The sequence below is a fragment of the Streptomyces sp. RPT161 genome (assembly GCF_027533845.1).
Classification (GTDB): Bacteria; Actinomycetota; Actinomycetes; order Streptomycetales; family Streptomycetaceae; genus Streptantibioticus_A; species Streptantibioticus_A silvisoli_A.
On sequence record NZ_JAPZVN010000001.1, the window covers coordinates 419,532 to 436,549 of the forward strand.

19 protein-coding genes are annotated in these 17,018 nt (G+C 72.3%); 8 read left to right on the forward strand and 11 right to left on the reverse strand.

Translation table 11 applies throughout. The features are described 5' to 3' along the window. Nucleotides 1-145: 145 nt before the first annotated feature. Nucleotides 146-739 carry a suppressor of fused domain protein gene (locus O5O46_RS01805; protein WP_269853389.1) on the reverse strand — a complete coding sequence of 198 codons (594 nt, stop codon included), beginning with the start codon at nt 737-739 and terminating at the stop codon, nt 146-148. 266 nt (nt 740-1,005) lie between these two features. Between O5O46_RS01805 and O5O46_RS01810 the strand changes: the two genes are divergently transcribed. Beyond that, nucleotides 1,006-2,109 carry a magnesium and cobalt transport protein CorA gene (locus O5O46_RS01810; RefSeq protein ID WP_269853390.1) on the forward strand — a complete coding sequence of 368 codons (1,104 nt, stop codon included), beginning with the start codon at nt 1,006-1,008 and terminating at the stop codon, nt 2,107-2,109. Nucleotides 2,110-2,118: 9 nt separating this feature from the next. On the opposite strand, the gene O5O46_RS01815 is transcribed toward O5O46_RS01810, so the two are convergent. Continuing rightward, entirely contained in the window at nt 2,119-3,084 is a 966-nt protein-coding gene (locus tag O5O46_RS01815; RefSeq protein ID WP_443072348.1) for a DMT family transporter, read from the reverse strand. Between the two features lie 147 nt (nt 3,085-3,231). Between O5O46_RS01815 and O5O46_RS01820 the strand changes: the two genes are divergently transcribed. Then, a complete protein-coding gene (locus O5O46_RS01820; RefSeq protein WP_269853391.1) occupies nt 3,232-3,798 on the forward strand; it encodes a hypothetical protein in 567 nt (188 codons plus the stop codon). Here O5O46_RS01820 and O5O46_RS01825 read toward each other — a convergent pair. After that, nucleotides 3,785-4,438: a hypothetical protein gene (locus O5O46_RS01825; protein WP_269853392.1), complete on the reverse strand. Its 654-nt coding sequence runs from the start codon at nt 4,436-4,438 to the stop codon at nt 3,785-3,787. The genes O5O46_RS01820 and O5O46_RS01825 overlap by 14 nt on opposite strands. 237 nt (nt 4,439-4,675) lie before the next feature. Between O5O46_RS01825 and O5O46_RS01830 the strand changes: the two genes are divergently transcribed. The 3 genes from O5O46_RS01830 to O5O46_RS01840 are packed head-to-tail and all read left to right on the forward strand — an operon-like array spanning nt 4,676 to nt 7,709. After that, nucleotides 4,676-5,974 (forward strand): magnesium transporter MgtE N-terminal domain-containing protein, encoded by a 1,299-nt coding sequence (locus tag O5O46_RS01830; protein WP_269853393.1) that lies wholly within the window; start codon nt 4,676-4,678, stop codon nt 5,972-5,974. After that, nucleotides 5,971-6,522, forward strand: coding sequence for a DUF1003 domain-containing protein (locus O5O46_RS01835; RefSeq protein WP_269853394.1), 552 nt, complete (start codon nt 5,971-5,973; stop codon nt 6,520-6,522). The genes O5O46_RS01830 and O5O46_RS01835 overlap by 4 nt, the downstream gene beginning before the upstream one ends. Nucleotides 6,523-6,551: 29 nt before the next feature. Beyond that, complete coding sequence (locus O5O46_RS01840) at nt 6,552-7,709, forward strand: Mrp/NBP35 family ATP-binding protein (protein WP_269853395.1); 1,158 nt, start codon at nt 6,552-6,554, stop codon at nt 7,707-7,709. A 31-nt stretch (nt 7,710-7,740) separates the two neighbouring features. Here O5O46_RS01840 and O5O46_RS01845 read toward each other — a convergent pair whose 3' ends face one another. From O5O46_RS01845 to sigE, 5 genes are all read right to left on the reverse strand, one after another. Continuing rightward, on the reverse strand, nt 7,741-8,424 hold the full coding sequence (locus O5O46_RS01845) for a hypothetical protein (protein ID WP_443072349.1): 684 nt from the start codon (nt 8,422-8,424) through the stop codon (nt 7,741-7,743). 160 nt (nt 8,425-8,584) lie between these two features. After that, nucleotides 8,585-9,034, reverse strand: a complete 450-nt coding sequence (locus O5O46_RS01850; protein WP_269853396.1) for a sec-independent translocase — start codon at nt 9,032-9,034, stop codon at nt 8,585-8,587. Between the two features lie 121 nt (nt 9,035-9,155). Beyond that, nucleotides 9,156-10,859 carry a trypsin-like peptidase domain-containing protein gene (locus O5O46_RS01855; RefSeq protein WP_269853397.1) on the reverse strand — a complete coding sequence of 568 codons (1,704 nt, stop codon included), beginning with the start codon at nt 10,857-10,859 and terminating at the stop codon, nt 9,156-9,158. Between the two features lie 140 nt (nt 10,860-10,999). Continuing rightward, entirely contained in the window at nt 11,000-11,878 is an 879-nt protein-coding gene (locus O5O46_RS01860) for an anti-sigma factor family protein (RefSeq protein WP_269853398.1), read from the reverse strand. Next, nucleotides 11,875-12,687, reverse strand: a complete 813-nt coding sequence (gene sigE, locus O5O46_RS01865) for an RNA polymerase sigma factor SigE (protein WP_269853399.1) — start codon at nt 12,685-12,687, stop codon at nt 11,875-11,877. The genes O5O46_RS01860 and sigE overlap by 4 nt, the downstream gene beginning before the upstream one ends. Before the next feature lie 311 nt (nt 12,688-12,998). Between sigE and O5O46_RS01870 the strand changes: the two genes are divergently transcribed. Beyond that, nucleotides 12,999-13,538, forward strand: a complete 540-nt coding sequence (locus O5O46_RS01870; RefSeq protein ID WP_269853400.1) for an O-methyltransferase — start codon at nt 12,999-13,001, stop codon at nt 13,536-13,538. Nucleotides 13,539-13,640: 102 nt separating this feature from the next. Here the strand turns inward: O5O46_RS01870 and O5O46_RS01875 are convergent, their stop codons facing one another. Next, on the reverse strand, nt 13,641-13,808 hold the full coding sequence (locus O5O46_RS01875; protein WP_126915881.1) for a DUF3117 domain-containing protein: 168 nt from the start codon (nt 13,806-13,808) through the stop codon (nt 13,641-13,643). A gap of 328 nt (nt 13,809-14,136) precedes the next feature. Between O5O46_RS01875 and O5O46_RS01880 the strand changes: the two genes are divergently transcribed. After that, a complete protein-coding gene (locus O5O46_RS01880; RefSeq protein WP_269853401.1) occupies nt 14,137-14,934 on the forward strand; it encodes an enoyl-CoA hydratase/isomerase family protein in 798 nt (265 codons plus the stop codon). 43 nt (nt 14,935-14,977) lie between these two features. Here O5O46_RS01880 and O5O46_RS01885 read toward each other — a convergent pair whose 3' ends face one another. Both O5O46_RS01885 and O5O46_RS01890 read right to left on the reverse strand, forming a co-directional pair. Next, entirely contained in the window at nt 14,978-15,568 is a 591-nt protein-coding gene (locus O5O46_RS01885) for a DNA-3-methyladenine glycosylase I (RefSeq protein WP_269853402.1), read from the reverse strand. Then, nucleotides 15,561-15,929, reverse strand: a complete 369-nt coding sequence (locus O5O46_RS01890) for a DivIVA domain-containing protein (RefSeq protein ID WP_269853403.1) — start codon at nt 15,927-15,929, stop codon at nt 15,561-15,563. Before O5O46_RS01890 ends, O5O46_RS01885 begins: the two co-directional genes overlap by 8 nt. Before the next feature lie 203 nt (nt 15,930-16,132). On the opposite strand from O5O46_RS01890, the gene folP reads away from it, so the two are divergent. Beyond that, nucleotides 16,133-16,993, forward strand: a complete 861-nt coding sequence (gene folP / locus O5O46_RS01895; RefSeq protein ID WP_269853890.1) for a dihydropteroate synthase — start codon at nt 16,133-16,135, stop codon at nt 16,991-16,993. The last annotated feature ends 25 nt before the right edge of the window (nt 16,994-17,018 follow it).

A 17,018-nucleotide genomic window follows, 5' to 3' on the forward strand; every position in this document is an offset into this window, starting at 1 on the left:
CGGCGGGCAAGCACCGTCAAGCGCACCGGTGGTGGCGGGCCGTCAGCGTCCGGACGCTCCGCACTGGGAGTTCGGGGGCCTGCCCCAAGAGGATCCGCCGCGACGGCGGCCGACGACAGCGGCGGACCGGCGGTGCAGAACCCGCCTAGTCCGTGAGCGGAACGGTGCCGCGGACCGGGTCGCGCAGGTCGGTTCCGGCGGACAGCCAGCGGTCGTGCAGCGCGGCGGCGCCGTGCACCCGCTTCCACGCGGCCTCGTTGGCGGTCATCGGGAGCAGCGGGAAGAACCGCACCGGCTCCATGGGCGGGTCGAGCGCCAGGTCCTCGACCAGGCCGCCGGACTCGGCGACCAGCACGGCGGAGAACGGCGCGCCCGGCCACAGCGGTTCGCCCACGTCCAGGGAGGCGCCCGGTGCCACCACGAGACCCTCGACCTGCGGGGAGGCGGCCAGTACGGCCAGCGGCCTGAGCACCTTGTCGGTGTCGGCGTACCCGGCCCGTACCGTCAGGACCAACTCGGCGCGCGGGCCGCGCACCGGGTCCGCGGTGACCGAGGTGGGATCGCCCATCGGCTGCCGGGACATGCCGAGGGTCGCATAACGCACCACGCCCGCCTCGGCGTCGAAGAACCGCAGCACCTCGATGCGCTCGGTGCCGAGGAAGGTCACCGCCGCCCGCGCGTCCGGTTCACCGAGCGCCGTGCGCAGCCGCGCCTCGGTCAACTCCACCACATCAGCCATGCGGCGAGCATAGATCGCTCGACAGCCGCCCCAGGGCGCGTGGTACCCGCTTGGTAGGGTTTGGGCGCCCGTCGTCCGCGAACCCGACGGCGGAACGTGGTGCTCCCCAGGGGGACCGGCCGGAGGAGGTGGGGCTGCGATGGATCCCAGTCGACCGTGCAGTACCGGCAGCCCTTCCGTACAGCGCCCGGCGTGCCCGCCGCTCGACGCGACCGCCCGCGCACTCGTTTGACGGCCGCTTCTACGCGGCCGCGTAGGAGCCCCAGATGCCGATGATCAACGGCCTGCGTTCGGCGGTACGCCCCACCGCGCGCAAGAGCGCCAGCCACGCACCGCGGAGCGCGCCCGCCGCGGCGAGCCCGGTGGTCGACTGCGCGGCGTACCTCGGTGGCCGCCGCCACACCGGGCGGCTCACCCCGCGCGAGGCGCTGGACCTGGTACGGGAGACCGGCGAGGGGTTCGTGTGGATCGGCCTGCACGAGCCGGGTGAGCGGGAACTCGCCGGAATCGCGGGCGAGTTCGGGCTGCATCCGCTGGCCGTCGAGGACGCGGTGCACGCCCATCAGCGGCCGAAGCTGGAGCGCTACGACGGAACGCTGTTCACCGTCTTCAAGACGCTGCGCCATGTCGAGCACAGCGAAGTGACCGCGGCCGGCGACATCGTGGAGACCGGCGAGGTGATGGTCTTCACCGGCCAGGGCTTCGTGATCACCGTCCGGCACGGTGACCACGGCGCGCTGGGCCCGCTGCGCCAGCGGCTGGAGGCCGAGCCCGAGTCGCTGGCCAAGGGGCCGGGTACGGTGCTGCACGCGATCGCCGACCAGGTGGTGGACGACTACCTACTGGTCGCCGAAGCCGTTCGGCAGGACATCGACGACATGGAGTTCGACGTGTTCTCCGACCCTGGCACCCGGCCCGCGGGCGGCGGCGACACGGCTGGGCGGATCTACCAACTCAAGCGCGAGGTACTGGAGTTCAAGCGCGCCGTCACCCCGCTGCTGCGTCCCACGCAGTTGTTGAGCGAGCGCCCGATGCCGGTGATCGACGCGGACATCCGGGAGTACTTCCGCGATGTGGCCGACCATCTGGCCCGGGTACATGAACACGTGACGGCCTTCGACGACCTGCTCAACTCGATCCTCCAGGCGAACCTGGCGCAGGCGACCGTCGCGCAGAACGAGGACATGCGGAAGATCACCGCCTGGGCGGCGATCCTCGCGGTGCCGACGATGATCACCGGTGTGTACGGCATGAACTTCGAGCACATGCCGGAACTGCGCACCCGCTACGGCTACTACGTGGTGCTCGGCGTCACCGTGCTGATCTGCGCGGCCATCCACCGCGGCTTCCGGCGCAACGGCTGGCTGTGACAGCCCTGTTCAGGCGCCCGACTCCGGCGGCAGCGGCTGGGGGCTGCGCTCGGCCCTGATGACCAGGACGAGCCCGACGAGGATCACCAGCAGCGCCGGGTAGGCGGCCACCGGCGGTAGCTGACCGAGCCACAGCGCCGCGACCAGCGCCGCGCCGGGGGTCTCCAGCAGGATCGCGGTGGAGGTGACGGAGGGGCCGAGGCCGCGTACCACCCGGTTGATCAGGGAGTGCCCGAGCAGTTGCGCGGCGACGGTCAGCGCGACCAGCTTCAGCCAGGTCTGCCCGGTGTATCCGCCGCCCAGTGACGTCCCGGACACCAGGCACACCACCAGCAGCACCACGGCCGTCGTGGTGTAGCAGACGAACGTGTACGCGGAAGTGCTGACCGTGCGCCGCACCTCGGAGCCGAGCAGCACGTAACCGGCCGCCGCGATGCCACCGGCGAGTGCCAGCGCGTCGCCCGCAAGCGCCCGGGTGGACATTGACAGGTCCACCCCGGAGACCATCAGCACACCGGCGAACGCCAGCGCCGCCCCCGCCCACACCAGGCCGGGCTGGCGCCGCCCGCGCAGCCGGAGGATCACCGTGGTCCATATCGGGGTGGTGGTCACCAGCGCGGTGGACGAGGCCACCGACGTCATCGACAGGCTCGGCAGCCACAGGCCGAAGTGCAGCGCCAGGATCACTCCGGCCGCCATCGACAGCAGCACCGCCCGCCGGCCCATCCGCCGCAACTCCCCGCGCCCGCGCAGCAGGACGAACGGGCTGAGCACACCGACCGCCATGGCGTTGCGCCAGAAGGCGATGGCCAGCGCGGGCGCGGCGGTGGCGGCGACCAGTGGCGCGGAGAAGGAGACCCCGGATATCGCCACCGCCAGCAGCAGGAGGTCGGTCCGCCGGGCCCCGGCGGCGGTCGGGGCCGCGCCCCGCCGTACCGGAGAGCGGTCGGATGTGACTCGGGATCCAGCGGACACGGGCGGCGGCTCCGTTCGTGGTGCGGGGTTTCGGGGCTCGCGAGGCGTTTGGCGCGCGGAGCCGTTCCAGGTTAGGCCGCCTGCGTGAGATCCGCTGGTCAACAGCCGCGCGGGCGGCACCCCGAGGCCGCCAGGCATACTTCTGGCATGACGCAGACGGGACAGGCCGGACAGCCGGACGAGCACCTGCTGGACCGGGCGCTGATCGAGGAGGCCGCCAAGAAGTCCGGGCTGCTCTGGGTGCGCGGCACCGAAGGCACCCTGGCGCTGTGGCACCTCTGGCACGACGGCGCCGTGTGCGTGGTCGGCGGCGGCCCGGACGAACAGCCGCTGCCGGGGCTCGTGGACGGCGGTACGGCCACCGTGACCGTCCGCAGCAAGGACAAGGGCGGCCGACTCGTCGCCTTCGAGGCCCGGGTCAGCGAGCTGGCACCGCACAGCGAGCCCTGGGAGTCGGCCGTCGAGGAACTCAAGGGCAAGCGGCTCAACGCGCCGGACGCCGACACCATGGCGGAGCGCTGGGCCCGCGAGTGCCGGGTGCTGCGGCTGGAGCCGTACGGCTCGCCCAGCGAACGGCCCGGCGCCATGCCGGACGACAGCGGCGCCGCCGCCCCCGTACCCACCCCGGCGACCACCCGCCGACCGGTCCCGGCCGCACTGCCCCGGCTGCTGTTCGGCAGGCGCGGCGCCAAGCGGGCGGTCAGGAACCGCTGACCTTCCCGTAGTCCAGCACCCGGCCGCTGTCCGGTGCCCGCACGGTGAACTCCTCGCCCCAGCCGGTGAGTTGCAGCGACCCGGAGCCGCCGGAGCGCTCGTAGCGCAGCGGGTAGGGGCGGCCCCTGAGCGCGACGTCCAGGGTGCCGCTGGGCGCGCTCACGGCGACGGTGGGGGTGCCACCGACCGAGCGGTGGCCGCCGCGGGCCGGGTTGGGGCCGAGCGAGAACAGGCCGTCCAGCAGTTGCCGCTTGTCCGTGAGGCCGGACAACCGCCGGTAGGCGGGATCGCGGGTGGGCACCTTCATGTACTTGCCGCCCAGCCTGCCGGTCAGCCGGGAGTCCTTCAGGTAGAGGTCGGTGCCGATCCTCAGCAGCTCATAGGTGTCGCGGTCGGTGCTGACCCGGCCGGATCCGGCGTCCGGGGCCAGCCGCATGTCCAGCCGGTAGGTCTGGCCGCCGCTGCTGACCGAGCCGGACAGCCGCACGGTGTCGGCCCGCTCGGCGGCGCCGCGGGCCTCGGAGACTATGGCGTCGGGTGCCAGGCTGCCGACGCCGTTGGTCCCCTGGTCGGCGTCACCGCACCCCACAAGCAGCAGGCCGGCCAGCGCAACCAGGGCCGTCCGCCGGGCGGCAGTCACTTAACGCACACCTCCTATAGCGACGAGTAGCGAACGCTACCGCCCACCCGTCGCCCCCCACCACCTCAACGGAGGGCCCTGCGCTCCACTGCCCGAACTCACCCGCCACCCCCACCACCGGCAACCGAGCACTACCGAGGCCTACGCGCCGAGGCCGAGCCGCCTGCTCAGGCCGTTACCCTTACCTCTGGTCATTTGATCCTTCCTTCTGGCAGTGACACGTAACGGAGGCTCGGCATGGTCGCAGGAGCCCCGCGGGTATTCATCTCTCACCTGTCGGGTGTCGCCGTCTTCGACCCCAACGGCGATCAGGTCGGTCGGGTCCGGGACGTCATCGTGATGCTCCGGGTCGGCGGACGGCCGCCCCGGGTGCTCGGGCTGGTCGTGGAAGTGGTCAGCCGACGCCGGATCTTCCTGCCCATGACCCGGGTCACCAGCCTGGAGTCCGGCCAGGTCATCACCACCGGCGTACTGAACATGCGACGTTTCGAGCAGCGCGCCGCGGAGACGCTTGTCCTGGGCGAGCTGCTGGACCGACGGGTGCGACTGGTGGAGACCAACGAGGAGGTGACCGTCCTCGACGTGGCGATGACCCAGCTCCCGGCCCGCCGCGACTGGGAGATCGACAAGGTCTTCATCCGCCTGGGCAAGGGCGGCGCGCTGCGGCGGCGGGGGGAGGCGCGGACCGTCGAGTGGTCGGCGGTCACCGGTTTCTCCGTCGAGGAACAGGGGCAGGGCGCCGCCAATCTGCTCGCCACCTTCGAGCAGCTGCGCCCGGCCGACCTGGCCAACGTGCTGCACCACCTGTCGCCCAAGCGGCGCTCCGAGGTGGCCGCCGCGCTCGACGACGACCGGCTCGCCGACGTACTGGGCGAGCTGCCGGACGACGACCAGGTGGAGATCCTGGGCAAGCTGGCCGAGGAGCGCGCCGCCGACGTGCTGGAGGCGATGGACCCGGACGACGCCGCCGACCTGCTGTCCGAGCTGCCGGAGGCCGACCAGGAGCGGCTGCTGACTTTGATGCAGCCGCAGGACGCGGCCGACATGCGGCGGCTGCTGTCGTACGAGGAGCGCACCGCGGGCGGTCTGATGACCACCGAGCCGATCGTGCTGCGCCCGGACGCCTCGGTCGCCGACGCACTGGCCCGGGTCCGCAACAAGGACCTGACCCCCGCGCTGGCCGCGCAGGTGTACGTGTGCCGTCCACCGGACGACACACCGACCGGCAAGTACCTGGGCGTGGTGCACTTCCAACGGCTGCTGCGCGAGCCGCCGTTCACCCTCGTCGGCTCGGTCGTGGACACCGATCTGCGCCCGCTGCCGCCGGACACCCCGCTGCCCGGGGTGACGAGCTATCTCGCGACGTACAACATGCTGGCCGCGCCGGTGGTGGACGAGAGCGGTTCGCTGCTGGGCGCGGTCACGGTGGACGACGTACTGGACCATCTGCTGCCCGACGACTGGCGTGAGGTGGCGGTCGCCAAGATGCCGCACGAGCTGACGCACGCGAGCGAAGACGGAGGAGGTCGCGCATGACCATGGAACGGACCAAGGCCTCAGGACCGGCCCGCTCCAGGGTCCGGCTGGACGTACCGCGTGAGGTGCGGATCAGCGTGCTGCCGTCGTACGACCCGGAGACCTTCGGGCGGATGTCGGAACGCGTCGCGCGCTTCCTGGGGACCGGGCGGTTCCTGATCTGGATGAGCGTGCTGCTGTTCCTGTGGGTGGTGTGGAACACCTCGGCGCCCAACGGCCTGCGGTTCGACAGCTATCCGTTCATCTTCATGAACCTGGCGCTGTCGCTGCAGGCCGCCTACGCGGCCCCGCTGATCCTGCTGGCGCAGAACCGGCAGGACGACCGGGACCGGGTCAACCTGGAGCAGGACCGCCGGCGCAACGAGCGCAGCATCGCCGACACCGAGTACCTGAGCCGGGAGATCGCGGCGCTGCGCATGAACATGGGCGAGGTCGCAACCCGCGACTGGATCCGCTCCGAGCTCCAGGACATGCTCAAGGAGCTGGAGGAACGCAGGCAGCCCGAGACCGAACGGAGTGACAAAGCCGACGGGGCACCCCGCCCGTAGTGTCACGGGGTCGCCGTACCATCAGTCGTATGGCTACCGACACGTACGGCACCCTTCCCGGCACGGACGCGGTGCGCGCCGCGCTGGCGACGGTGAACGATCCCGAGATCAACAAGCCCATCACCGATCTCGGCATGGTCAAATCCGTGGACATCGCCGAGGGCGGTCTGGTGCGGGTCGGCGTCTTCCTGACCGTCTCCGGCTGCCCGCTGCGGGACAAGATCACCAGCCTGGTCACCGACGCGGTCTCCAAGGTGCCGGGCGTCACCGGTGTCGAGGTCGAGCTGGACGTGATGAGCGACGAGCAGCGCCGTGAGCTGGCGGCGTCGCTGCGCGGCGGACAGGCCGAGCGGGAGATCCCGTTCGCCCGTCCGGGCTCGCTGACCCGGGTCTACGCGGTCGCCTCCGGCAAGGGCGGTGTCGGCAAGTCCTCGGTGACCGTCAACCTGGCCGCCGCGATGGCTGCCGACGGCCTGAAGGTGGGTGTGGTCGACGCCGACATCTACGGCCACTCGGTGCCGCGCATGCTCGGCGCGGACGGCCGGCCGACCCAGGTGGAGAACATGATCATGCCGCCGTCGGCGAACGGCGTGAAGGTCATCTCGATCGGCATGTTCACCCCCGGCAACACGCCGGTGGTCTGGCGCGGCCCGATGCTGCACCGCGCGCTCCAGCAGTTCCTGGCCGACGTCTACTGGGGCGACCTGGACGTGCTGCTGCTCGACCTGCCGCCCGGCACCGGTGACATCGCCATCTCCGTCGCGCAGTTGATCCCGAACGCCGAGATCCTGGTGGTGACGACGCCGCAGCAGGCCGCCGCCGAGGTGGCCGAGCGGGCGGGCACCATCGCGGTGCAGACCCACCAGAAGATCGTCGGCGTGATCGAGAACATGTCCGGCATGCCGTGCCCGCACTGCGGCGAGCTCGTCGACGTCTTCGGCACCGGCGGCGGCCAGCGGGTCGCCGAGGGCCTGACCAAGGTCACCGGCACCAACGTGCCGGTGCTCGGCTCGATCCCGATCGACGTACGGCTGCGCGAGGGCGGCGACGACGGCCGCCCGGTGGTGCTCACCGACGCGGAGTCCCCGGCCGGGTCCGCGCTGCGCACCATCGCGGGCAAGCTCGGTGGCCGCCAGCGCGGCCTGGCTGGGATGTCCCTGGGCATCACGCCGCGCAACAAGTTCTGACCCCTCGGCCGGGCGTCACCGCCGGCGTGGGCTACCCCTCGTAGGCGGTGATGTCCGGCACCACGGCGAACGCCAGGCCGTAGGCGCTCATACCGCGCCCGTACGCGCCGATGTGCGCCGTCGAGGCCGAACCGGCCAGCACCCAGCCGTACTCCGACTCGCGGTAGTGGAACGGCGTCGGCACGCCGTCCACCGGCAGCGTCAGCGTGGACCAGGCGGAGCCGGCCAGGTCGTCCGCCAGTTCCCAGGCGATCGCCGTCTGCTGCTCCAGCCAGTCCTGCCGCAGCGACCGCTCCATCCGGTGCGGCCAGGTGTACGACAGCAGCCCGGAACCGGCCAGCCAGGCCGCCGAGTTCACCGAGGTGGCCTCCAGCACGCCGGTGCCGTCCGCGCTGCGCCGCAGCGGACGGTGCGCCAGGGTGACCACGACGGCGAACCGCTGGGCGTCCGGCGCCGGGTCCGCCATCGGCAGCGAGGACTTCAGCGTCGGCATGTCGCCGTGGCCGAGGGCGCCGTGCTCCACCGTGCCGTCCGCGCTGGTCCCCACCTGCATGAGCCAGCGCGGTCCGGCGAACGCCTGGTCCAGCCCGTACCAGGGAAAGGACGCCAGCAGATAGCCGTCCACCGGACGGCCGCCTTCCGGCGCCCTGCCGTCCACCCCCGGGTCCCGTTCACCACTTGCTGCCGTAGCCCCCGCACGACTCGTGGTCTCCACCGCGGCGCCTCCTCCACTGCCCGCACGTCTCATCGGCCGGCGCGGGGTGCGCCAGCCGATGCGCCCCACCCCTCGGGCGAATCCAAAACGAATACAAAAGTAATGGACAACCTAAGTGAGAATAGCCACTCTTAGGTGGCGATCCGGGCAGGTGGTCGACTCAGGTGGCGTCCGCGTCGAACGGCGGGTGCTCGCCGGGCCGCAGCGGTTCGCTCTTGTGGAGGCGGTCGGTGCCGTTCATCCCGGGAGCGCTCGCGGGGTCGCCGGCGGTGCGAACCGTGTGGCGTCCCTCCTGGACGGCGTCCTTGACGGTCGCCATCTCGTCCTTGAGGTCGAAGCTGTTGCGGATCTCCTTCAGCCCCAGGCTGTCGTTGTCCATGAGGTTCTTGCGGACGAACGTCTTGGGGTTGAGGTCCTCGAACTCGAAGTCCTTGAACTCCGGACCCAGCTCCTTGCGGATGTCCTCCTTGGCGCTGTCGGAGAACTCACGGAGCTTGCGGATCATCCGGCTGGCGTCCTGGATCAGTTTGGGGAGTTTGTCCGGCCCGAAAATGATCACAGCGAGGAGCATGATGGCAACAAAATCCAACGGACTTATGTTGAAGAACACCGTTGCGGCTCCTTGGGACGTCTTTGGACACCAACGGTACCCGTCCGTCGGGGCGGCTCGGGAGGGTGCCCGGTGAACGTCGGGTGCGTCGGTGGGACAACGGGTCGCGCCGCGCCGCGGGTCATCCGGTGGTCGAGCCGCCCAGCACCAGGTCGACCGGGCGGGGCGCCGCGTCACCGCTCCTGACCGTCAGCTTGATGTGGTCGCCGGGCGTGTGACTGCGGGTGCGCACTATCAACTCGGCGCCGGTGTGCACCGGTTCGCCGTCCACCTGGGTGATGATGTCGCCCGGCTTGAGCCCGGCGTTGGCGCCGGGGCCGCCCGGGGTGACGGCGGGCGCGCCGTTCGGGCCCTGGTCGGCGATCCGGGCGCCGTCGCCGACGTAGCGCATGTCGACGGTGACACCGATCACCGGATGGACGGCCTTGCCGGTGTTGATCAGCTCCTCGGCGACCCGCTTCGCCTGGTTGATCGGGATCGCGAAGCCGAGCCCTATGCTGCCGCCCTGGCTTCCGGCACCGTCCGGTGAGCCGTTGTCCGCCGCGCGGATCGCGCTGTTGATACCGATGACCTGGGCCTGGGCGTTCATCAGCGGGCCCCCGGAGTTGCCCGGGTTGATCGGCGCGTCAGTCTGCAACGCGTTGACGTAGCTGACCTCACCGGCGCCGCCCGCGCCGCCGGACGCGGTGATCGGCCGGTCCTTGGCGCTGATGATGCCCGAGGTGACGGTGCCCTCAAGGTCGTAGGGGGCGCCGATGGCGACCACCGGGTCGCCGACCCGCACCGACTCGGAGTTGCCGAGCGGCAGCGGCTTGAGGCCGGACACCCCGCCGACCTTGATGACCGCCAGGTCGTCACCGGTGTCCCGGCCGACGATGGTCGCCTTGTGGGTGGCGCCGCCGCTGAACGTGACCGAGATGTCGCCGCTGGAGGAGGCCGGGGCCACCACATGGTTGTTGGTGAGGATGTGGCCCTGGGTGTCCAGGACGAACCCGGTGCCGGTGCCCTCCTCGCCGTTGCCCTTGACGTGGATGTAGACCACGCCCGGCAGTGTGCGGGCGGCGATCCCGGCGACGGTTCCCGGCGCGCGCCCGCCGTGGTCGGCGGGCGCCTGCGGCAGGGTGATCCCCGGGCCGGCTTCCTGCCGCTGGACGTACGCACCGGCGACCCCGCCGATGAGCCCCGCCATGATCGCGGCCGCCGCGACCGCGACCACCAGCCCGCGCCGCTTGGGCGTCGGCGTGGGCTGCGCGGGCGGCGCCCAGGGGTCGTACCGGTGCCAGTCGCCCGGCGGCGGGGCCGCCGGGGGCGCGGCGGGATACGCGGGCGGCGCCGTGGGGCGCTGCACCGGCGGCGCGGGCGCCCAGGGGCCGGGGCGGCCGTACGGCGGGGTGGCGTAGGGGTCCGCGGGGTGCCGCGGCGCGGCGGCGTCCGCCGGGTGGCCGGCGCCCGCCACCGGCGCGGCGTAGGGGTTTGCGGGCACGGGCTCGGAGGGGGGCACGGCGGGAGCGGGCGGGATGGCGGGCCGGTCGGACGGTTCGGCGGCCTCGGAGGGTTCCGGCGCGGCCTCCTTCGACAGCGACGGCCGTTGCGCGCCGCCGCGCGCGGCGTCGGCGGGCGTGGGCGGCGTACCGTCGGGGCGGTCCCCGGAGTCCGGAACCGCGTCGTCACCGTCCGTCGGCGCGGGCTGGGCGGGAGCGGGTTGGGCCATCTGGGGGACCCCGGCGGGCGCCTCGGGGTCGGACGGCGCCGTGGGGTCCTGGGACCGCGGCGCCTCCTGCGGGCGACTCCACCAGTGCGGCCGGGCGGCCTTCCCCTCGTCCATGTTCTCCCCTGTTTTCCGCGGTCCCCCCGGGCACGGGAGGGCTCAGCAGCCTCTCCCACCTCTCAGCCCACACCCGTACCCCCGAGGGCGCAACGCGGCAGGCTACGCAGCCGGAATTCAATCAGGCATACGAAGGCGCATCAGCGCGCGGGGCCGCTGCCCAGCAGCGGCAGCGGGGACGGCGCCACCGACCGGGCGGTCAGCGGCATGGGCGGCTGCGGCACCGCCTCCGGGGTGGTGGAGGCGAGCGACACCGGCTCGCGGCCACCCTGCGGCAGCAGCATCGGCGCGGAGACCGACAGGGGCCTGGCGTGCGCCGCGGACCCGCTGAGCAGCCCGCCCGGCCGCTCCCGGCCCGCCAGCAGCGCGCCGTTGCCCCCGCCGAGCGGAGTGACCGCGGAGCCTCCGCCCGCGTCGGCCGCACCGCCGCCCTCGACCGCGGCGTCCAGCGGCAGCGCGCCGCCCAGCGCGATCGCCGCCAGCGAGAAAGCCCCGGCCGCCGCGAAGGCGAACCGCCGTCCGCGCGAGGCCGCCCGGTTGACCTCATGGATGCGGAACCGGAAGCCGTCCAGCCGCCCGCTGGACGGCGTCAGCGCGCTGGCCCCGCTCGGCGGCAGATACGTCTCCGCGCCCTCCCGGCGCCCGAACGGCCGGTACTCGTCCCGTGCCCCCGGCCGCTCCGCCGGGCCGAACTCGTCCTGCGGCCCGAACAGGCCGCCGCCGAAGTACGGGCCGTCACCGCCTCCGGGGCCGTTGGCGGGCAGCCCCTGCAACCGGGCCAGCAGCCCGGCGGACAGCGCGGGGGGCATCGCGTCGGCGACCGCGTTCTTCAGCCGCCGCTGCTCGTCGGCCTCCGCCTTGCACTGCTCGCAGGTGGCCAGATGGGCCAGCACGCGCTCGCGCGTGTCGTCGCGCAGCTCGCCGTCGACGAACGCCGCCAGGCGGTCGCCGAGGTGTTCCTCAGCCGTCGAGCGGGCCGCGCCGCTCGTACCACTTCGGAATGGGCCTTTGCCGCTCACGCTCTCCCCCGCGTCGCCGGTCCTTCGCTGCTCTGTGCGCCCGCGGTCACCGCGGCCATCGCGCGCCCGGGACGGGCGGCGGGCGCACGGTGCTGCAGGGCGCTGCGCAGGTGGGAGCGGCCGCGGTGGATGCGGCTGCGGACGGTACCCAGCTTGACCCCGAGGGTGGCCGCGATCTCCTCGTACGACAGGCCCTCGATGTCGCACAGCACCACCGCCGCCCGGAACTCCGGCGCTAGGGTGTCCAGCGCCTGCTGGACGTCCGCGTCGAAGTGGGTGTCGTTGAAGTGCTGTGCGGGCGACGGCTCACGGCTGGGCAGCCGCTCCGCCGCGTCCTCGCCGAGGGCGTCGAACCGGATCCGCTGACGGCGCCGCACCATGTCCAGGAACAGGTTGGTGGTGATGCGGTGCAGCCAGCCCTCGAAAGTGCCGGGAGTGTAGGTGGACAGCGACCGGAAGACGCGGACGAAGACCTCCTGGGTGAGGTCCTCGGCGTCGTGCTGGTTGCCGGTCAGGCGGTAGGCGAGGCGGTAGACCCGTGCGCTGTGCGTGCTGACGATCTCCTCCCAGGAGGGCGGAGTCCACGTCTCGCCGTCGGTCCCGAAGGAGGCCGTGGCGGCGAACGTCGCGGTGGCGTTCACGGGCGCGGTCTCGGAGCCTGCGGTGGCGGCGGTGGAGCGGTCAGCGTTGTTGTTCACGGATCTCGGCTGCCCGGCCGACCGACGGAAACGCCTGAGCACTCCCCGGTCACCGTCGGCAGCCGCACCTCCCCTGTCGGCTCTGGTGGTGTCCAGTAGAGCCCCTACCATATCCACCTCGCCCGTTAGCTCCGGATAAGCAACATTGTCCCGGCTCTGGTCCGTTGGAACCGTCGGTGAATACGGAAGCCCTGCGCGTTCTCCCGTACCCATCCCACCAGCGTCAACGCACGGTCCCCTCCGCAGGTTCCCGTCGGCAGCGGATACAGTCGCCGAGCGACTTCACGCACGACCGCGGGGACAAACGGGGACAGGAGAGGGCCATTACCGGCAACCGGCAGGCGAGCTGGGCGTTCGCGGACGCCTTCGTCGCCGAGGACGAGGCGCTGCTACGGGCCCGGGAGCGCGCCCGGGAGGTTTGCGTGCGCTCTGTCTCCCCCGGCACCGGCGCCGCCCTGCGGATGCTGGCGGCGACCGCGGATGCCCGGGTCGTCGCGGAGATCGGCACCGGGGTCGGGGTGTCCGGCATCCACCTGCTGCACGGGATGCGCCCGGATGGTGTGCTGACCACGGTGGACACCGAGCCGGACCGCCAGCAGCTGGCCCGCGAGGCCTACCGGGAGGCGGGCTTCGCGGCGAACCGCGCCCGGTTCATACCCGGCCCCGCCCTGGATGTCCTGCCACGGCTCGCGGACGGCGGCTACGACCTGGTCTTCTGCGACGGCGACCGGCTGGAGTACCCGCAGTACCTGGCTGAATCGTTGCGCCTGCTGCGGCCGGGCGGACTTGTCTGCTTCGAGGGGGTCTTCGCCCAGGGCCGGGCCATGGACGCCGCCCACCAGGAGACCGAGGTGCACGGGGTGCGTGAGGTGATGCGCGTGGTGCGCGACAGCACGGCGCTGGTACCGGTACTGCTGCCCACCGATGACGGGCTGCTGTGCGCGGTGAAGAAAGGGACATGAAGACGGCTCCGGGCTTTTGTGAACACCTCCCGGTGTTCACAAAAGCCCGGAGCCGGAAAATCCGAAGGTCCGAGCCGCGCTCGCGGCTCATGACGCCGTATTTCAGACGACTACCTTCTCCAGGGCCTCGCCCAGGGCCTTGGCCTCATCGGGTGTCAGCTCGACGACGAGTCGTCCGCCGCCTTCGAGCGGAACGCGCATGACGATGCCCCGCCCCTCCTTTGTCACCTCGAGCGGGCCATCACCCGTCCGCGGCTTCATGGCCGCCATGCTCGTTCCCCTTCCTGAAACCAGCTCCTCGCAACCGGCGGCCCAGGCGCCGCCGGACTCGAACACATTGGTTCCAGGCCATTATCCCGCATGCCAGTCCCCTATGACCAACATCGGGGACAGGCCACGCGACGACACCCGCTCGCAAAACCACCCAATCCGGCGAGGTGGCTGCGATACTCCCACCCCTCGTTCCGCTTCGGGCCGAACGGGCCGAACGGGCCGAACGGATTCTTTGACGCAGGTCACATGTCGGCCCGTGACGATCTCCGGCATGCTGACCGCAGCGCACACCGCGCCACAGCCGCGACGGAGGGGACTGACTGCCATGGCCGACACCGTGCTCTACGAGGTGGCCGAAGGGCTCGCGACCATCACCCTGAACCGGCCCGAAGCGATGAACGCCCTCGACAACGAGACCAAGGACGCGCTGCGGGACACCCTCCGGGAGGCGGCCGCCGACCAGTCCGTACGGGCGGTGCTGCTCACCGCGACCGGGCGGGCGTTCTGCGTCGGCCAGGACCTCAAGGAGCACGTCGGCACGCTGCGCCAGCCGTCGGCACCGGGCGGCAAGACGATGAGCACCGTCCAGGAGCACTACAACCCGATCGTCACGGCCATCGCGACCATGCCCAAGCCGGTGGTGGCCGGGGTGAACGGGGTCGCGGCGGGCGCGGGCGCGGGGTTCGCCTTCGCCGCCGACTACCGGGTGGTGGCGGACTCCGCCAGCTTCAACACGTCCTTCGCCGGGGTGGCGCTGACCGCCGACTCGGGGGCGTCATGGACGCTGCCGCGCCTGGTCGGCCCGGCACGCGCCGCTGACCTGCTCATGTTCCCGCGCAAGATCACCGCGCGGGAGGCGTTCGAACTCGGCATCGCGCAGAAGGTGGTGCCGGCCGAGGAACTGCCCGCCACCGCCCTGGCGGTGGCCCGCGAGCTGGCCGAGGGGCCGACGGTCGCCTACGCCGCGATCAAGGAGTCGCTCGCCTACGGGGCCTCGCACTCCCTGGTCGACACCCTGGCCAAGGAGGACGAGCTGCAGGAGCGCGCCGGAACCTCGGCGGACCACCGCATCGCGGTGGAGGCCTTCCTGAACAAGGAGCGGCCGAAGTACATCGGCCGCTAGCCGTTCGGGCCGCGCCCCGGCGGGGGCGGGGGCGCAGCCCCCGCTACCGGAAGTCGCAGGTCGCCAAATGGTCGTTGACCAGTCCGCACGCCTGCATCGTGGCGTACGCGGTGGTGGCACCGATGAAGCGGAAGCCGCGCTTCTTGAGGTCCATGGCAAGGGCGGTGGACTCCGGCGTGGTGGCCGGAACATCGGCGATCGTCCGCGGCGCCGGACGATCGCCCGGTGCGTAGGACCAGATGAGCGCGTCCAGGCCGCCCTCGTAGGACTCGGCGACGTCGAGGACGGCGCGGGCGTTCGCGATGACCGCGTCGATCTTCGCCCGGTTGCGGATGATGCCGGGATCGGCGAGCAGCCGTTCCCGGTCGGCGTCGGTGAACCTGGCCACCGCCTCCGGCCGGAAGTCCGCGAAGGCGGCACGGAACCCGGCCCGGCGGCGCAGGATCGTCAGCCAGGACAGACCGGACTGGAACGCCTCCAGCGACAGCCGCTCGTACAGCTCCACGTCGCCGTGCACCGGATGCCCCCACTCGGTGTCGTGGTACGCCCGGTAGTCCGCGTAGCCGTCCGCGTCCCGCGCCCAGGGGCAGCGGGTCCGTCCGTCGGCGCCGGTGACCGGCCCGCCCTCAGTCATGCGGCTGCTCCCCGTTCGCCGCGGCGTCCCGCGGGTGCTCCTTCACCAGTGACGGCGCGCCGAGCGCCGCGTCCTGGGCGCCCGCCAAAGCGGCCTCCAACTCGGCGATGCGCGCGTCCCGTTCGGCGAGTTCGGCGGCGAGCCGGTCGAGCACGTCGTCCACCGCGTCCATCCGGTAGCCGCGCGGCGTCACGGCGAGCCGCAGGTCGTCGATGTCGGCGCGGCTGACCGGCCGGTCCCCGGGCAGCGGGTCCGACAGGCGGTCCGGCTCGGCGTCGCGCAGTGTGCCCCCGTCACCGAGCACCGCGACGGCGACGGCGCCGACCACCGCGACCAGCGCGATGAGCATGAACCAGAACAAGACGATCTCTCCCGGGTCCGGCCTCAATACCTGAAGCGTCGGTGCCTTTGGTGTCCAAGTGTCCGCCCCGATCGTGCCATGCCGCGCTGTAGACGGTCGTGCGGCGGGCGACGGGTTAGGGTCGCGACGGGCGCATCGAGGAGTGTCGGCACCGGGTGGAGCTCCCGTGCGCGGGGCGGCCGATCGAGGAGGGCGTGAACAGCATGCTGCGGTTGGGCAAGCGCGAGTTCGGGGACCACGAACCGGTGATCATGGCGATCGTGAACCGGACGCCGGACTCCTTCTACGACCGGGGCGCCACCTTCACCGACGAGGCTGCGCTCGCCCGGGTGGACCGGGCGGTGTCAGAGGGTGCTGCGATCATCGACATCGGTGGGGTCAAGGCCGGTCCTGGGGAGGAGGTGTCGGCCGAGGAGGAGATCCGTCGTACGGCCGCGTTCGTCGCCGAGGTGCGCCGGCGGTTTCCGGACGTGGTGATCAGCGTCGACACCTGGCGGCACGAGGTCGGGGAGGCCGTCTGCGAGGCGGGCGCGGACCTGATCAACGACGCGTGGGGCGGGGTGGACCCGAAGCTGGCCGAGGTCGCGGCGCGCTTCGGGGTGGGCCTGGTGTGCACGCACGCGGGCGGCGCCGAGCCGCGGACCCGCCCGCACCGGGTGAGCTACGAGGACGTGATGGCCGACATCCTGCGGGTCACCCTGGGGCTGGCGGAACGGGCGGTGGAGCTGGGGGTGCGGCGGGACGGGATCATGATCGACCCCGGCCATGACTTCGGGAAGAACACCCGGCACTCGCTGGAGGCGACCCGGCGGCTGGGCGAGATGGTGGGCACCGGCTGGCCGGTGCTGGTCTCGCTGTCGAACAAGGACTTCGTCGGCGAGACCCTGGACAAGCCGGTCAGGGAGCGGCTGCTGGGCACGCTGGCGACCACCGCCGTCTCGGCCTGGCTGGGCGCCAGGGTCTACCGGGTGCACGAGGTCGACGAGACCCGCCAGATCCTGGACATGGTGGCCACCATCGCGGGCCACCGCCCTCCGGCCGTGGCCCGCCGCGGCCTGGCGTAACGGCGGCCCGCCCTGGGACGGACGG

Bases quoted from the DNA above. Each gene is read 5' to 3' on its own strand.
- O5O46_RS01885 (WP_269853402.1), bottom strand. From the start codon at position 15,568: ATGACTGAGGGCGGGCCGGTCACCGGCGCCGACGGACGGACCCGCTGC.
- sigE (WP_269853399.1), bottom strand. From the start codon at position 12,687: ATGGTAGGGGCTCTACTGGACACCACCAGAGCCGACAGGGGAGGTGCG.
- folP (WP_269853890.1), top strand. From the start codon at position 16,133: ATGCTGCGGTTGGGCAAGCGCGAGTTCGGGGACCACGAACCGGTGATC.
- O5O46_RS01855 (WP_269853397.1), bottom strand. From the start codon at position 10,859: ATGGACGAGGGGAAGGCCGCCCGGCCGCACTGGTGGAGTCGCCCGCAG.
- O5O46_RS01880 (WP_269853401.1), top strand. From the start codon at position 14,137: ATGGCCGACACCGTGCTCTACGAGGTGGCCGAAGGGCTCGCGACCATC.
- O5O46_RS01830 (WP_269853393.1), top strand. From the start codon at position 4,676: ATGGTCGCAGGAGCCCCGCGGGTATTCATCTCTCACCTGTCGGGTGTC.
- O5O46_RS01840 (WP_269853395.1), top strand. From the start codon at position 6,552: ATGGCTACCGACACGTACGGCACCCTTCCCGGCACGGACGCGGTGCGC.
- O5O46_RS01810 (WP_269853390.1), top strand. From the start codon at position 1,006: ATGCCGATGATCAACGGCCTGCGTTCGGCGGTACGCCCCACCGCGCGC.
- O5O46_RS01820 (WP_269853391.1), top strand. From the start codon at position 3,232: ATGACGCAGACGGGACAGGCCGGACAGCCGGACGAGCACCTGCTGGAC.
- O5O46_RS01875 (WP_126915881.1), bottom strand. From the start codon at position 13,808: ATGGCGGCCATGAAGCCGCGGACGGGTGATGGCCCGCTCGAGGTGACA.
- O5O46_RS01835 (WP_269853394.1), top strand. From the start codon at position 5,971: ATGACCATGGAACGGACCAAGGCCTCAGGACCGGCCCGCTCCAGGGTC.
- O5O46_RS01805 (WP_269853389.1), bottom strand. From the start codon at position 739: ATGGCTGATGTGGTGGAGTTGACCGAGGCGCGGCTGCGCACGGCGCTC.